Consider the following 14,720-nt stretch of genomic DNA (forward strand, 5'->3'; position numbering starts at 1 on the left):
TGGCTCGTGCGCAATCTGCTGGATTACGGGTTCGGGACCCTAGTGCGTATCAGGCTGCACGAGCCTTGCCAAAAAAAGGAAGCCGGACCCGAAAGATACAAGTGCGTCCGCCTTCAGCGGACTGCCGGAAGCCCTGGATCCCCGCCTGCGCGGGGATGACGTGTTGAACCCGCTGGCACCCGCACCCTGCCCTCACGCGGCAGGCGGTGCCTAAAAAGGCGTGCCACCGGCTACTGAGCCGCCGCATTCGGAAAGAACAACTGCTCCCCGCCCACCCTGTACGACGCGATCGCCCGCTGCCCCTCGGGCGACACGACCCAGTCGACGAACTTCTGCGCCTCGGCCTGCTTCAAGTGGGGGTGCTTCCGGGCGCTCACGGCCATCACGCCGTACTGGTTGAAGAGGCGCCGGTCGCCCTCGACCAGCACCGCCAGGTCGCCGCGGTTCCTGAACGACAGCCAGGTGCCCCGGTCGGTCAGCGCGTAGCCGCTGGACGAAGAGGCGATGTTCAGCGCCGGCCCCATGCCGCAGCCACACTCCTTGAAGCCCGCTCCCTTGGCGTTGGCGGCCCCGGCCTGGTTCCAGTAGCGCAGCTCCGCCGCATGCGTGCCGCTCTTGTCGCCGCGCGAGATGAACGGCGCGTTGGCCGCCGCCACCTTCTTCAGGCCTTCGACGATGTCCTTGCCCCTGGTGCCGGCCGGATCGCCCTTGGGGCCGACCAGCACGAAGTCGTTGTACATGACCGGGTAGCGGCGCGGAGCGAAGCCCTCGGCGACGAACTTCTCCTCGGCCGCCTGGTCGTGGACGAACAGCACGTCGGCATCGCCGCGGCGGGCCATGTCGATCGCCTGGCCGGTGCCGACGGCAACCACCTTCACGTCCAGGCCACTGGCCTGCTTGAACGCCGGCAGCAGGTGGCCGAACAGGCCCGACTGCTCGGTGGAGGTGGTCGAGGCCATCGTGATGGACTGGGCGGAGACGGCGCCGGCGGCGCACGCCAACAGGGCAGTGGCGAGCGCGCGTCGGGCGGATCGGATCATGCGGTTTCTCCCTTGACGAACAGGTCCGCCTCGCGCGACAGGTCAGGCAGGCGCGTGCGGTCGAAGAACACTTCCACCGGCGCATCGACCAGCACCCGGCCGTGCTCCAGGTAGACCACCCGGGTGGCCAGGCGCTTGACCTGGCCGAGGTTGTGGCTCGCGAAGACCAGCGTCATGCCGGCCTCGGCGAATTCCGCCATCAGCATCTCGACCTCGCGCTTGGCGTGCGGGTCCAGGCTGGCGGTGGGCTCGTCCAGCAGCAGCACCTTGGGCTGCAGCGCCCAGGCCCGCGCGAGCGCCAGCCGCTGCTGCTGCCCGCCGGACAGCACGCGCGCATTGCGCAGCGCCGCTTCGCCCAGGCCCACGCGGCCGAGCGCCAGCAGGGCCCGCTCGCGCGCCTCGCGCCACCGCACGCCGCGCAGCCAGAGCGCGAGCGCCACGTTGTTCATCGCGCTGGTGCGCAGCATGAAGGGCCGCTGGAAGACCATGGCCTGGCGCGCGCCGCCGTCGCGCAGCACGGTGCCCCGCTTGGGCGCGACCAGGCCGTGCAGCACGCGCAGGAGCGTGCTCTTGCCGCTGCCGTTGGCGCCGATCAGGGCGACGCGCTCGCCGGCGCCGATGCGCAGGTCCACGCCCTGCAGCGCCGCCAGGCGGCCGAACGCCACGTCAACGCCCTTCAGGCGCACCACGGCGGTCGTTTCGGGCGATTCCGCCACGCGGAGCGCGGTCCCCGCGTCGAGAGCGACCATTCGCGTCATCGGGAAACCTCCGTGCTGCGCATTGCGGTGCGAGCCCCTTCGGGCGGCCGGGCGGGGCTCATGCCGCCACCCCGGCGGCCGGCAAGGGCGCATCGCCGCGCGCCAGCCGCCAGCGCCGCAGCCCCACCACCACCGCGTTCAGGCCCAGCACCACGGCCAGCAGCACGATGCCCAGCCCCAGGGCCAGCGGCAGGTCGCCCTTGCTGGTCTCCAGCGCGATGGCGGTCGTCATCACGCGGGTGAAGCCGTCGATGTTGCCGCCGACGATCATCACCGCGCCCACTTCGGAGATCGCGCGGCCGAAGCAGGCGATCAGCACGGTGAGCAGCGCGTAGCGCTCGTCCCAGGCCAGCAGCAGGCTGCGCAGCAGCGGCCGCGCGCCCATCGAGGCGAGCTGCTCGCCGTGCTGCACGTCGGCGTCCTCGACCACCTGGCGCGTGAGCGCCGCGGCCACGGGCAGCACCAGGATCGCCTGCGCCAGCACCATGGCCGGGAAGGAGAACAGCCAGCCCAGGAACCCCAGCGGCCCCGACCGCGAGAGCAGCAGGTAGACCACCAGGCCGACCACCACCGAGGGCACGGCCAGCGAGGTGTTGAGCACCGCCATCAGCGCCGCGCGGCCGCCAAAGCGCGCCACGCCCAGCCAGGCGCCCAGCGCGATGCCGAAGCCGCAGGCCAGCGCGCAGGCGGTGGCGCTCACCGCCAGCGACCGCATCACGATGGAGGCCAGGGTGGGATCGGGCGTGAGCACCAGGCCCAGGGCCAGGAGCAGGCTGTCGGAAAAGCTGTGCATCGGCGCGCATGCTAGGCGCACGCACCGTCCCCGGCCATCAGTTCTTCACTTATGAAGCGATATGCATAGCGCATACTCGCCGCGCGCATGCACAAGGTCGAACTCTCGTACTCGCTCACCGGCCGCCGCCCGGCCGGCGCCGCCATCCGCAACCCGCTGATCGAGCTGCTCCAGGCGGTGCGCGAGCAGGGCTCCATCTCCGGCGCCGCCAAGTCGCTGGGACAGTCGTACCGCCACGTGTGGGGCGAGCTCAAACGCTGGGAGACCGAGCTGGGCCGCGGCCTGATCGTCTGGGACAAGGGCCAGCCGGCGCGGCTGACCGAGTTCGGCGACAAGCTGCTGTGGGCCGAGCGCCAGGCCCAGGCCCGGCTGGCGCCGCAGATCGATTCGCTGCATGCCGACCTGGAGCGGGCCTTCGCGGTCGCCTTCGACGACGCCACCCACGTGCTCACGCTGCACGCCAGCCACGACGACGCGCTGGTGCTGCTGCGCGACCACGCCGCGGCCACCGCGCGGCTGCACCTGGACATCCGCTTCATGGGCAGCGTGGATGCGATCGCCGCGCTCAATGAAGGGCGCTGCACCCTCGCCGGCTTCCACACGCCGCCGCAGCCGGCACCCGGCTCGCGGGCGCAGCGCACCTACCAGCCGCTGCTGCGGCCGGGGGAGCACAAGATCATCGGCTTCGCGCGGCGCCTGCAGGGGCTGGTGGTGGCGCGGGGCAATCCGCTGGGCATCGCCGGGCTGCAGGACCTGGTGGCGCGGCGCGCGCGCTTCGTGAACCGCGCGCTGGGCACCGGCACGCGGGTGCTCACCGAGGACCTGCTGGCCGGTGCCGGCATCGAAGGCGGGCAGATCCAGGGCTGGGACCGCATCGAGCCCTCGCACGGCGCGGTGGCGGAGGCGGTGGCTTCGGGCAGTGCGGACGCGGGCATCGTCATCGAGGCAGCGGCGCGGGGCCGCGGACTGGACTTCGTGCCGCTGATGGAGGAGGACTACTACCTGGTCTGCCTGCGGTCGGTGCTGGAGCAGCCGGCGGCGCGGGTGCTGCGCGAGGTGCTGGCCAGCCGCGAGTGGCAGCAGCGGCTGGGGACCCTGCCCGGCTACGAGGCGCTGCGCAGCGGAGAGGTGCTGAGCCTCAGCCGGCAGCTGCCCTGGTGGAAGTTCCGGAAGGCGAAGGAAAGCACTGGATCCCCGCCTTCGCGGGGATGACGGAGAAAAGAGCGGGACGACCGGATTTCGCGTGCGGGGACGACGGATTCCGCGTGCGGGGACGACTCGATGCCCGTCATTCCCGCGAAGGCGGGAATCCAGTGCTCCCGGTCCCTCGCGAAGTTCAGCGCTTGCGCGTCGCGGGCTTGACCGCGGCCGTGGCGCGGGCCTTCGGGGGGCTCTTGGTGGCGGCGGCGCGCTTGCGCGGGGCCACCTCTTCCTCGTCGTTCGCCGCGGCCACCGCCGCCGCGCGACGCGAGGGCGCCGCGGCTGGCGCGGGCGCCGAGGCCTTGCCCTGCAGGCTGCGCCGCAGCAGGTCGGTGAGGTCGATCACCTCGGCGCTCTGCGAAGGCGCTTCCTCGCCCGGCAAGGGCTGCAGCGTGGCCACATCGCCGGCGGCGGCCTTGGCCTGCACCAGCTGCTGCAGCTTTTCCTTGAACTCGTCGTGGAACAGGTCGGGGCTCCAGGCCGCGGCCATGTCCTCCACCAGCTGCTCGGCCATCTTGAGCTCGCGCTCGCTCACCTTGATCGACGTCGCGTCGCCGAGCACCGAGGTGGGGGCCTCGCGCACTTCGTCGGCCCAGCGCAGCAGGTCCAGCACCAGGCCGTCGCCGGAAGGCATCAGCGCGGCCAGGTGCTGCTTGGTCGAGATCACGACCTTGGCCACGCCGACCTTTCCGCTCTTGCGCAGCACGTCGCGCAGCAGTGCATAGGGCTTGAGCCCGCGCGCGCCGGGCGCCACGTAGTAGGGCTTGCTGAAGAAGGTGGCGGGGATCTCCGACACGTCGACGAAGGCCTCGATCTCGATGGTCTGGGTGGTCCGCGGCAGGGCGTTGCGGATCTCTTCCTTGCTGAGCACCACGTACTGGCCTTCCTCGACCTGGATGCCCTTGACCAGCTCCTCGCGCTGCACGGCCTCGCCGGTGGTCTTGCTCACCTGCTTGTTGCCCACCGGGCTCATGCTGGTGGGATCGATCAGGTTGAACTTGGGCCGGGTCTCGGCCGTCGCGCCGTAGAGCACGACCGGAATGTGCACCAGCCCGAAGCTGATGGCGCCTTTCCAGACGGCGCGGGTGCTGGCGGGAGCGGACATGGCGGCAACCTTAGGCGGCGGCAAGCCCAGCGGCTGTAGGCCGCCCCGCCCCCGCACTGTCGGACGGTGCGCAGCGCCGCAAGGAATCGCAAGCTCTGGATTCCCGCCTCCGCGGGAATGACGGGAGGGTCAGATCGCGCAGGTGCGAAAGCCGGTGAAGCCATCGTCGCGCTCGGGCAGCGCGAAGCTCCTCGCCTTGGGCGACTTCAGCCGCGCACGGGTGGCGAAGCTGGCGCCGCGCAGCACGCGGGCGTGGCCGAACAGCGGCTCGGCCTCGAACTCCGTGTGCCGCGTCCACGCGTGCGGCTCGAAGCCCGGCCACGGCCGCAGCGTGCCCGCGGTCCATTCCTGCACGTCGCCCCAGCGGAAGCCGCGCCCCGCAGCCCGGTGCGCCGCCACCTCCCATTCGACCTCGGTGGGCAGCCGCCGGCCGCTCCAGCGCGCCCAGGCGTCGGCCTCCCACCAGCTCACGTGCATCACCGGCTGCTGCGAAGCCATGCGCGTCGCGCGGCCGAACAGCGTCTGCATCACCGCGCCGCTGGCCACGCCGATCTGGTCGACGTAGCGCGGTCCGCGCCGCCCCTCCTCCTGCGCGAGCTGTTCGAGCCACTGCCAGCCCTGCGGATGCCACAGCTCCTCGCGGTCGTAGCCGCCGTCGTCGACGAACTCCACGAACTGGCCCCAGTCGACCGGCTGCGCGTCGATCTCGAACTCGGGCACGTCGACCTCGTGCGCCCACTGCTCCACGTCGAACACGAAGCCGCCGCGCTCCGAACCCAGCGGCCAGCGGCAGGCCGGCAGCCCGATGGCCTCGCGCCGCACCATCGCCGGCGGGGCCGCGAACGGCATCGCCAGCCCGATGGCCTGCGCCTGGCGCACCAGCTGCTCGCCACGCAGGTCCTCGTGCAGCAGCGCGACCCGGAAGAAGAACAGTCCGTCGTCGTCGATCGCATGCTCCATCTGCTCGAGCGTGCGCTCCAGCGTCTCCATCAGGTAGGCGCGGACCTCGCCGAGCGCGGGCAGCGGCATGTCCCAGCGCGTGTCGTGCGGCGACAGCACCGGGTGGTACCAGCGGTCGGCCATGGGCTCGATCGAGCCCAGCCGCGGCGCGTCGGCCGGGCAGCGCGGGCCCAGCCCGCGGCGCGGGTTGCGGCCGATCCAGTACTCGGCGAACCAGGCCAGGTGGCCCGCGATCCAGTGGGGAAGTTCGAGCTGCGGCTCCATCGGCACGCGCAGTCCGCGCGCCATCGCATCCTCGTAGCGCGCCAGCAGCTGCAGCGTCTGGTTGCGTGCGTCCATCAGCGCGAGCGACAGGAGGTCGGCCGAACCCGTCCGCACGAGCCGGGCATCGTGCGGTGCATCGGCGGCGGTGGGGCCGGAGACCATCGCTTATTATTCGCGCCCTTGCGACCTGGATGGATGAGTCGGGTAAACCCGCGCCGCGGCGTCAGGGTTCTCTCAGTGCTCACGATTTAGCATTTAGGTTTTCTCTGCCCGACCGGGGCGAATCCCTTTCCCTTAAACGGAGACAAGCCGTGCCTGTCCTGCTGAAACTCGCCCTGGCCATGGACTGGATCAGCGTGCGCATCGGCCGCATCGCCGCGGTGGCGGTGCTGCTCACCGCATTGATCTCCGCCGGCAACGCCTTCATCCGCTACGGCCTCTCCATCAGCTCCAACGCCTGGCTCGAGATCCAGTGGTACCTGTTCGCCGGCATCGTGATGCTCGGCGCGCCGATGGTGCTCAAGGTCAACGAGCACGTGCGCGTGGACCTGGTCTACGGGCGCCTGAAGGGCCGCGGGCCGGTCTACATCGACCTGTTCGGCCTCGTCTTCTTCCTGCTGCCGGTGATGGCGCTGCTGGCGTGGCTGTCGTGGCCGCTGCTGGTGAAGATGTACCTCACCGGCGAGATGTCCAGCAACGCGGGCGGCCTGATCCGCTGGCCGGCCATGCTGATGCTGCCCGTCGGCTTCGCGCTGATGGTGTTGCAGGGCCTGGCCGAGATCGTCAAGCGCGTGTACTACCTCAGGGGCCAGTACGAGATGGACACGCACTACGAGGCGCCGGTGCAGTAAGCACCGCGCTGGCCTCCACAACGACAACGACGGGACTCACCATGCAGATGGAAAACTTCGCGCCGATCATGTTCGCCGGTCTGGTGCTCGTGATGCTGATCGGCTTCCCGGTGGCGTTCTCGCTGGGCGCCCTCGGCCTGGCGTGCGGCTTCTTCGCCATCGAGATGGGCTGGTTCCCCGCCAGCTTCATGGGCAACCTGCCGCTCAACGTGTTCGGCATCCTGTCCAACGACCTGCTGCTGGCGATCCCGTTCTTCACCTTCATGGGCGCCATCCTGGAGAAGTGCGGGCTGGCCGAGGACATGCTCGACTCGATGGGCCAGCTGTTCGGCACCGTGCGCGGCGGCCTGGGTTACTCGGTCATCATCGTCGGCTTCATCCTGGGCGCCATCACGGGCACCGTGGCCGGCCAGGTGATCGCCATGGCGCTGATCTCGCTGCCGGTGATGATCCGCTACGGCTACAACATGCGCTACGCCACCGGCGTGCTGGCCGCCTCGGGCACCATCACGCAGCTGGTGCCGCCTTCGCTGGTGCTGGTGGTGATGGCCGACCAGCTGGGCCGCTCGGTGGGCGACATGTACAAGGGCGCCTGGGGTCCTTCGATCCTGCAGGTGCTGATCTTCGCGGTCTACACGTTCGCGCTGGGCCTGTTCAAGCCGCAGCACGTGCCGGGCATCCCCAAGGAAGCGCGCACGATGTCGGGCGCGCAGCTGTGGCTCAAGTGCCTGCGCGGCATCATCCCCTCGGCCGTGCTGATCTTCGCGGTGCTGGGTTCGATGGGCGGCCTGCCGTTCATGAGCACGGCCATCGCCACGCCCACCGAAGCGGGCGCCATGGGCGTGGTCGGCGCGCTGGTGCTGGCCGCCATCCACCGCCGCCTGTCCTGGGCGCTGCTGTGGGAAGCCATGATGGGCACCATGCGCCTGACGGCCATGGTGGTGTTCATCCTGATCGGCTCGCGCGTGTTCTCCATGGTGTTCCAGGGCGTCGACGGGGCCAAGTGGGTCGAGCACCTGCTGTCCGACCTGCCGGGCGGCGCGGTGGGCTTCCTCATCGTGGTGAACCTGTTCGTCTTCTTCCTGGCGTTCTTCCTCGACTTCTTCGAGATCGCGTTCATCATCCTGCCGATGCTGGCGCCGGTGGCCGCCAAGGTGCTGGCACCGCTGTTCATGGACTTCGCCAACGGCGACGCGCAGGCCGCCGCCAACGTGGCGCTCATCTGGTTCGGGGTGATGCTGTGCGTGAACATGCAGACATCGTTCATGCATCCACCTTTCGGCTTCGCGCTGTTCTACCTGCGCGGCATCGCCGACACGCTCTACAAGGAAAAGCGGATCATCAAGCCCGTGCTGTCGCGCGACATCTACCTGGGTGCGATCCCCTGGGTGCTCATGCAGATGGCGCTGGTGGCCTTCGTGATCTTCGTGCCGCAGTCGGTCACCGTGTTCCTCGACCGCGAGGAGAAGGTCGACCTGGACAAGGTCAAGATCGAGATGCCGGTCGAGCAGCCGGCGGGCGACCCCAACGCGCCGGCCGCCGATCCGCTGCAGCCGCCGGCCAATGACGCCGCCGACGAGCAGAAGAAGCTCGACGAGCTGTTCAACAAGAAATAAGTGAACACGCCGCTGGCCGGGCCGCTCGGCCCGCCGCCCTTCCGCTTCGTGCCCTCGCGCGAGCCCGCCGTCGAGGGCACCGCGTTCTCGCTGCCGTTCAAGCTGCTGGCCACCGTGCTGGTGGCCGGCTGCATCGGCTGGGCCGCGCGCCTGTGGCTGCAAGGCCGGCTGGGGGCGCAGTTCAGCGTCAACCACGCGTGGTTCGCCGCGGCCCTGGTCATGATGGCCTGGACCTGGTGGGCGGTGGTTCGCAGCGTCACCCGCATCGGCGCGGACGAACTGCGCCAGACCTGGGTGTGGACCAAGCGCATGGAACTGCGTGAACTGGCCTTCGGCAAGCTCATCCGGGTGCGCGGGCTGGAATGGCTGGTCGCCCCGCGCCTGTACGTGCGCACGCTGGGCGGCAAGTTCGCCGTCTTCTACGTGGCCGACCGCCAGCTGCTCGCCGAGAGCGAACGGCTGGTGGCGGAACTGCGGGCCTTCCGCAACTTCGGCTGAGCGCTGCCGGGCGCCCCGGCTTCCTCAGACCTGGGTGCAGCGCGCCATCACATGGTCGGTCATCGCGCGGGCCAGTTCCCGCTCGCCGATGAACACCTTGCCCGCCACCTCTTTCTCCAGCAGCGCGGCCTCGGCCTCGTTGTGGCTGCGCACCACGATCTCGATGTTCGCGTTGAGCAGGCGCGCATTGCGCGCCATCTGGCGCACGCCCAGGGTGTCGGGGGTGGCGACCACCAGCATCGCCGCCCGGGCCACGTGGGCCTGCACCAGTACCTCGGGCTGGGCCGCATCCCCCACCACGGCCGGCACGCCTTCGGCCCGCAGGCGTTCGACCACCTCGCGGTTCTGATCGGCGACGACGAAGGGCACGCCGGCGTCGCGCAGCGCCATCGCCACGTGGCGGCCGACGCGGCCGTAGCCCACCAGCACCACCTGGCGCGCCAGGTACTTCTCCTCGGTGGTCATCGGCAGCTCGGCCAGCGGGTCGTCGCGCGCGTTCAGGTCGCGCGCCAGCTGCGAGCGCTCCAGCAGCCAGCGCTGCAGCGGGCCGATCGCCTTGAAGACGAAGGGATTGACCGCGATGGAGATCAGCGCGCCGGCCACCACCAGGCTCTGCGCCTCGGGCGGCATCACCTTCAGGGCGGCGCCCAGGCCGACCAGGATGAAGGAGAACTCGCCGATCTGCGCCAGGCTGGCCGAGACGGCCAGCGCCGTGTTCAGCGGATAGCGCAGCAGCAGCACCAGCAGCGCCGCCGCGACCGACTTGCCCAGCACGATGATGGCCACCACCGCCATCACCCGCAGCGGCTGCTCCACCAGCACCACCGGGTTGAACAGCATGCCCACCGAGACGAAGAACAGCACCGCGAAGGCGTCGCGCAGCGGCAGGGTCTCCTCGGCCGCGCGGTGGCTGAACTGCGACTCGCGCAGCACCATGCCGGCGAAGAAGGCGCCCAGCGCGAAGGAGACGCCGAAGATCTTGGTGGCGCCCCAGGCGATGCTGACCGCGGCCGCCACCACGCACAGCGTGAACAGCTCGCGCGAGCCCACCTTCTGCACCTGCCAGAGAAGCCAGGGGAACAGCCGGCGGCCCACGATCAGCATCAGCGCGACGAACAGGCTCACCTGCACCAGCGTCTTGCCGATGCTGCGCCAGAGGTCCTGCGCGCTGGTGCCAGCGGTGCCGCCGAGCGCCTCGGCCACCGGCGGCAGCAGCACCAGCACGAGCACCATGGCGAGGTCTTCCACCACCAGCCAGCCGACCGCGATGCGGCCGTTGAAGGTCTCCAGGATGCCCAGGTTCTCCAGGGCCCGCAGCAGCACGACGGTGCTGGCCACCGACAGCGAGATGCCGAACACCAGGGCCGCCGCCGGGCTCCAGCCCCACCACAGCGCCATGCCGCCGCCCATGGCGGTGGCCGCCGCCATCTGCACGACGGCGCCCGGCACCGCGACCTTGCGCACCGCCATCAGGTCGCCCAGCGAGAAGTGCAGGCCGACGCCGAACATCAGCAGCATCACCCCGATCTCGGCCAGCTGCGAGGCCAGCGCGGTGTCGGCCACGAAGCCGGGCGTGTACGGACCGATCAGCACGCCCGCCACGAGGTAGCCGACCAGCGCCGGAAGCTTGGCGCGCGCGGCGACGAAGCCGAGCAGCAAGGCCAGACCTAGCGCGGCGGCAATGGTCGCAATCAGTGGCACATGGTGGTCCATGCGCCGAATCTAAATGCAAAGAGGCCCCGCGAGGGGCCTCTTTGATTCGGGTCCGCGCGGAATAGCATGCAGCGCGGACGCCCTTTGAGCGAGGATCCGGCTTCGCCGGTCCTCGTTCAACTGACTAGGAAGCAACTCTGAAATCGCGCAGCGATTTCAGAGTTTGACCCCCGTCATGTAGTTGTCGTAGCGGTACTCGGAGAAGCGGGTCCACAGGAGCTGGTCGCGCTGGAAGGCGCGCATGTCCTGGTGGATCTTCTTGAAGTCGGCCGACTTGCCTTCGTGCTCGGCGAAGACTTCCATGGCGGCCTTGAAGCCGGCGTCCATGATCTCCTTGGAGAACGGCTTGAGCTGCGTCTTGGCCGCGACCAGGCGCTTGAGCGCGGTCGGGTTCAGCGCGTCGTACTTGGCCGTCATGTCGCGGGCCGCGACCTTGGTGGCCGCATCCACGATCGCCTTGTTCTCGGCCGACAGGCCCTCGAAGGCCTTGGTGTTGACGAAGAACTCCAGCTCGGCGCCGCCTTCCCACCAGCCGGGGTAGTAGTAGAACGGGGCCACCTTGTTGAAGCCCAGCTTCTCGTCGTCGTACGGGCCGACGAACTCGGTGGCGTCCAGCGTGCCGCGCTCCAGCGCCTGGTAGACCTCGCCGGCCGGCATGTTCTGCGCCACCACGCCCAGCTTGGCCATGGTCTCGCCGAACAGGCCGCCACCCAGGCGCATCTTCAGGCCCTTGAGGTCGGCGACGGTTTTGATCTCCTTGCGGTACCAGCCGCCCATCTGGGTGCCGGTGTTGCCCGCGCTGAAGCTCTTCATGTTGTACTTGGCGTAGAACTCGTCCAGCAGCTTGCGGCCGTTGCCGTGTTCCATCCAGGCGTCCATCTGGCGCGCGGTCAGCCCGAAGGGCACGGCGCAGCCGAAGGCGAAGATCGGGTCCTTGCCGGTGAAGTAGTACGGCGCGGTCTGCGCCATCTCCAGGTTGCCCTGCTGCAGCGCGTCCACGTTGCCGAAGGCGGGCATCAGCTCGCCGGCGGCGTGGATCGAGATCTCGAACTTGCCGCCCGACAGGGCCTTGACCGTGTTGGCGAAGGTGGCGGCGCTGCCGAAGATCGTGTCGAGCGACTTCGGGAAGCTGGAGGCCAGGCGCCAGCGCACTGCCGCCTGGGCATGGACCGCGGGCGCGGCGCCGGCGGCCAGCACGGCCGCGACGCCGCCGTGCTTGAGGATGGAACGACGATCCATTGGATGGGTACTCCTGTTGTTGGGTGGGAAGCGCGCGCGATGATGGGCTGGGCGCTGCCCGAACCCTTTCAGTAGGCTGTCAGCGGTTGCAACCCGCGTATTCATGCTGCCCTGCGAGGACATGAAAAAAGCCGCACTTCCGTGCGGCTTGCGCATGAGGTTGCGGCCCTTCGGGCTACAGCTTCATGTCTGCTGGCTCTGCCTTTACAGCTTCTGGCTCTGCATGAAGCGGTCGAACGTGGCCTCGGTGAAGCGGAACCACAGGTTCTGGTCGGCGCGGAACTTGGTGTAGTCGCCGTACACCTTCTTCCAGTTCTCGTTCTTGGCGCTCAGCTCGTCGTACAGGGCCATCGACTCCTTGAAGGCCTGCGCCATCACGTCGGCCGGGAAGGGACGCAGCTTGGCGCCCGAGCCCACCAGCTGCTTGAGCGCCTGCGGGTTCTTCACGTCGTACTTGGCCTGCGTCTCCACGTGCGCGAAGGCGGCGGCGCATTCGACGATGGCCTTCTGCTCCGCGTTCAGCGCGTCGTAGGCCTTCTGGTTGATGTACAGGTCCAGCTGCAGGCCGCCTTCCCACCAGCCGGGGTAGTAGTAGAACGGCGCGACCTTGTTGAAGCCTAGCTTCTGGTCGTCGTAGGGGCCGATCCACTCGGCCGCGTCGATGGTGCCCTTCTCCAGCGCCTGGTAGATCTCGCCGCCGGGGATGTTCTGCGGCACGCCGCCCATGCGCTCGAGCACCTTGCCGGCGAAGCCGCCGATGCGGAACTTCAGGCCCTTCAGGTCGGCGACGCTCTTGATCTCCTTGCGCATCCAGCCGCCCATCTGCGCGCCGGTGTTGCCGCAGGGAAAGCTGATCATGTTGAACCTGGCATAGAACTCGCGCATCAGCTTCAGGCCGTTGCCCTCGAAGGTCCAGGCCGACATCTGGCGGCTGTTCAGGCCGAAGGGGATGGCGCCGCCGATGGCGAAGGTCTCGTCCTTGCCGAAGAAGTAGTACGGGGCGGTGTGTGCCGCTTCGACGGTGGCGTTCTGCACGCCGTCGACCACGCCGAAGGCCGGCATCAGCTCGCCGGCCGCATGCACGGAGATGTCGAACTTGCCGCCGGACAGGGCCTTGACCTTGCTCGCGAACACTTCGGCGGCGCCGTAGATGGTGTCGAGCGACTTGGGGAAGCTCGAGGCGAGGCGCCAGCGCAGCGCGGCCTGTGCGTGCACCGCGGGGGCGGCACCGGCGGCGAGCACCCCGGCGATGCCGGCGTGCTTGATGAGGGAACGGCGGTCCATGGTCAATCTCCTTGCTTGTGTCGGATGTAGGGCGCCGGACGGGTCGCGTCCCGGGCGCGCGGCGATCATCCGAGCGGCCTCGCCGTGAGGCTTGCAAGGCACTGACGTGCGACGCGGCGGCGTCAGAAAGCCGTCAGCGCAATGAAAAAAGCCGGGCGGTGCCCGGCTTTCCTGGAGATCGCCTCGATCAGAGCTTTTGCGACTGCATGAAGCGGTCGAAGCCCATCTCGGTGAAGCGGAACCAGAGGTTCTGGTCGGCGCGGAACTTGTTGTAGTCGGCGTAGATCTTCTTCCAGCTCTCGTTCTTGGTGTTGAGTTCCTCGTACAGGTCGTTGGCGGCCTTGAACGCGGCGTTCATCACGTCGTTGGGGAAGGGGCGCAGCTTGGTGCCGGCGCCCACCAGCTGCTTGAGCGCCGCCGGGTTGCGGCCGTCGTAGCGGGCCTGCATGGTCACGTGCGCTTCGGCGGCGGCGGCTTCGACGATGGCCTTGTTCTCGGGACTCAGGGCGTCGAAGGCCTTCTGGTTGATGAAGAAGTCCAGCTGCGGACCGCCTTCCCACCAGCCGGGGTAGTAGTAGAACGGCGCGACCTTGTTGAAGCCCAGCTTCTGGTCGTCGTACGGGCCCACCCACTCGGCCGCGTCGATGGTGCCCTTCTCCAGCGCCTGGTAGATCTCGCCGCCGGGGATGTTCTGCGGCACGCCGCCGATGCGCTCGAGCACCTTGCCGCCGAAGCCGCCGATGCGGATCTTCAGACCCTTCACGTCGGCCAGGCTCTTGATCTCCTTGCGGTACCAGCCGCCCATCTGGGCGCCGGTGTTGCCGCCGGGGAAGTTGATCATGCTGAACTTGGCGTAGAACTCGCGCATCAGCTTCAGGCCGTTGCCCTCGTACATCCAGGCCGTCATCTGGCGGCTGTTGAGGCCGAAGGGGATGGCGCAGCCCAGGGCGAAGGTCTCGTCCTTGCCGAAGAAGTAGTACGGCGCCGTGTGCGCGCACTCCACCGTGCCCTGCTGCACGCCGTCGACCACGCCGAAGGCGGGCATCAGTTCGCCAGCCGCGTGGACCGAGACCTCGAACTTGCCGCCGGACATGGCCTTGATCTTGTTGGAGAAGACTTCGGCCGCGCCGAAGATGGTGTCGAGCGACTTGGGGAAGCTCGAGGCCAGGCGCCAGCGGATCGCCGCCTGCGCATGCACGGCCGGGGCCACGCCCGCGGCCAGGACGCCGGCGATGCCTGCGCTCTTGATGATTGAACGACGATCCATGGGGTGGTCTCCTCTATACGAATAACGGATGAACAACGAATGTCGCCGCCATTCTAGGAAGGACCACACTTAGGTACTCAGGGGTTTTCCCTTGAGAAGAACCACGAACACTTTCGTGCGAACACGAAGCGT

At 69.0% G+C, this 14,720-nt stretch carries 13 protein-coding genes; 4 read left to right on the forward strand and 9 right to left on the reverse strand.

Features of this window, described 5'->3' with window-relative positions; genetic code table 11:
- Positions 1-230: 230 nt before the first annotated feature.
- The 3 genes from ASG30_RS18480 to ASG30_RS18490 all read right to left on the reverse strand — a co-directional run bounded on the left by ASG30_RS18480 (position 231) and on the right by ASG30_RS18490 (position 2,591).
- Positions 231-1,040 carry a substrate-binding domain-containing protein gene (locus ASG30_RS18480; RefSeq protein ID WP_055900244.1) on the reverse strand — a complete coding sequence of 270 codons (810 nt, stop codon included), beginning with the start codon at positions 1,038-1,040 and terminating at the stop codon, positions 231-233.
- Entirely contained in the window at positions 1,037-1,789 is a 753-nt protein-coding gene (locus tag ASG30_RS18485; RefSeq protein WP_055900247.1) for an ABC transporter ATP-binding protein, read from the reverse strand. The genes ASG30_RS18480 and ASG30_RS18485 overlap by 4 nt, the downstream gene beginning before the upstream one ends.
- Positions 1,790-1,856: 67 nt before the next feature.
- Positions 1,857-2,591, reverse strand: coding sequence for an ABC transporter permease (locus ASG30_RS18490; protein WP_055900250.1), 735 nt, complete (start codon positions 2,589-2,591; stop codon positions 1,857-1,859).
- An 87-nt stretch (positions 2,592-2,678) separates the two neighbouring features.
- Between ASG30_RS18490 and ASG30_RS18495 the strand changes: the two genes are divergently transcribed.
- The gene (locus ASG30_RS18495) at positions 2,679-3,803 is read left to right on the forward strand and encodes a substrate-binding domain-containing protein (RefSeq protein WP_055900253.1); all 1,125 of its coding nucleotides are present in this window, start codon (positions 2,679-2,681) and stop codon (positions 3,801-3,803) included.
- A 124-nt stretch (positions 3,804-3,927) separates the two neighbouring features.
- Here ASG30_RS18495 and ku read toward each other — a convergent pair whose 3' ends face one another.
- Together ku and ASG30_RS18505 are read right to left on the reverse strand one after the other, a co-directional pair.
- Positions 3,928-4,896: a non-homologous end joining protein Ku gene (ku, locus tag ASG30_RS18500; RefSeq protein WP_055900255.1), complete on the reverse strand. Its 969-nt coding sequence runs from the start codon at positions 4,894-4,896 to the stop codon at positions 3,928-3,930.
- Between the two features lie 129 nt (positions 4,897-5,025).
- Positions 5,026-6,282, reverse strand: coding sequence for an SUMF1/EgtB/PvdO family nonheme iron enzyme (locus ASG30_RS18505; RefSeq protein ID WP_055900258.1), 1,257 nt, complete (start codon positions 6,280-6,282; stop codon positions 5,026-5,028).
- A 149-nt stretch (positions 6,283-6,431) separates the two neighbouring features.
- Between ASG30_RS18505 and ASG30_RS18510 the strand changes: the two genes are divergently transcribed.
- Genes ASG30_RS18510 through ASG30_RS18520 form a run of 3 tightly spaced genes read left to right on the forward strand, consistent with a single transcriptional unit; the run spans position 6,432 to position 9,085 of the window.
- Entirely contained in the window at positions 6,432-6,971 is a 540-nt protein-coding gene (locus tag ASG30_RS18510) for a TRAP transporter small permease subunit (protein ID WP_156385616.1), read from the forward strand.
- A gap of 41 nt (positions 6,972-7,012) precedes the next feature.
- The gene (locus ASG30_RS18515) at positions 7,013-8,587 is read left to right on the forward strand and encodes a TRAP transporter large permease (RefSeq protein WP_055900261.1); all 1,575 of its coding nucleotides are present in this window, start codon (positions 7,013-7,015) and stop codon (positions 8,585-8,587) included.
- A complete protein-coding gene (locus tag ASG30_RS18520) occupies positions 8,588-9,085 on the forward strand; it encodes a hypothetical protein (protein WP_055900264.1) in 498 nt (165 codons plus the stop codon).
- Between the two features lie 24 nt (positions 9,086-9,109).
- On the opposite strand, the gene ybaL is transcribed toward ASG30_RS18520, so the two are convergent.
- The 4 genes from ybaL to ASG30_RS18540 form a co-directional block, all read right to left on the reverse strand.
- Positions 9,110-10,798 (reverse strand): YbaL family putative K(+) efflux transporter, encoded by a 1,689-nt coding sequence (ybaL, locus tag ASG30_RS18525; RefSeq protein ID WP_055900267.1) that lies wholly within the window; start codon positions 10,796-10,798, stop codon positions 9,110-9,112.
- Between the two features lie 156 nt (positions 10,799-10,954).
- The gene (locus ASG30_RS18530; protein ID WP_055900270.1) at positions 10,955-12,037 is read right to left on the reverse strand and encodes a TRAP transporter substrate-binding protein; all 1,083 of its coding nucleotides are present in this window, start codon (positions 12,035-12,037) and stop codon (positions 10,955-10,957) included.
- 204 nt (positions 12,038-12,241) lie between these two features.
- Complete coding sequence (locus ASG30_RS18535; RefSeq protein ID WP_055900273.1) at positions 12,242-13,321, reverse strand: TRAP transporter substrate-binding protein; 1,080 nt, start codon at positions 13,319-13,321, stop codon at positions 12,242-12,244.
- 187 nt (positions 13,322-13,508) lie between these two features.
- Positions 13,509-14,588: a TRAP transporter substrate-binding protein gene (locus ASG30_RS18540; RefSeq protein WP_055900276.1), complete on the reverse strand. Its 1,080-nt coding sequence runs from the start codon at positions 14,586-14,588 to the stop codon at positions 13,509-13,511.
- Positions 14,589-14,720 lie beyond the last annotated feature (132 nt).

This window comes from Ramlibacter sp. Leaf400, assembly GCF_001424545.1.
Classification (GTDB): Bacteria; Pseudomonadota; Gammaproteobacteria; order Burkholderiales; family Burkholderiaceae_C; genus Ramlibacter.

Coding starts and splice junctions, on each gene's coding strand:
- ASG30_RS18540 (WP_055900276.1), bottom strand. CDS start 14,588: ATGGATCGTCGTTCAATCATCAAGAGCGCAGGCATCGCCGGCGTCCTG.
- ybaL (WP_055900267.1), bottom strand. CDS start 10,798: ATGGACCACCATGTGCCACTGATTGCGACCATTGCCGCCGCGCTAGGT.
- ASG30_RS18505 (WP_055900258.1), bottom strand. CDS start 6,282: ATGGTCTCCGGCCCCACCGCCGCCGATGCACCGCACGATGCCCGGCTC.
- ASG30_RS18485 (WP_055900247.1), bottom strand. CDS start 1,789: ATGGTCGCTCTCGACGCGGGGACCGCGCTCCGCGTGGCGGAATCGCCC.
- ASG30_RS18495 (WP_055900253.1), top strand. CDS start 2,679: ATGCACAAGGTCGAACTCTCGTACTCGCTCACCGGCCGCCGCCCGGCC.
- ASG30_RS18535 (WP_055900273.1), bottom strand. CDS start 13,321: ATGGACCGCCGTTCCCTCATCAAGCACGCCGGCATCGCCGGGGTGCTC.
- ASG30_RS18515 (WP_055900261.1), top strand. CDS start 7,013: ATGCAGATGGAAAACTTCGCGCCGATCATGTTCGCCGGTCTGGTGCTC.
- ASG30_RS18530 (WP_055900270.1), bottom strand. CDS start 12,037: ATGGATCGTCGTTCCATCCTCAAGCACGGCGGCGTCGCGGCCGTGCTG.
- ASG30_RS18480 (WP_055900244.1), bottom strand. CDS start 1,040: ATGATCCGATCCGCCCGACGCGCGCTCGCCACTGCCCTGTTGGCGTGC.
- ku (WP_055900255.1), bottom strand. CDS start 4,896: ATGTCCGCTCCCGCCAGCACCCGCGCCGTCTGGAAAGGCGCCATCAGC.
- ASG30_RS18490 (WP_055900250.1), bottom strand. CDS start 2,591: ATGCACAGCTTTTCCGACAGCCTGCTCCTGGCCCTGGGCCTGGTGCTC.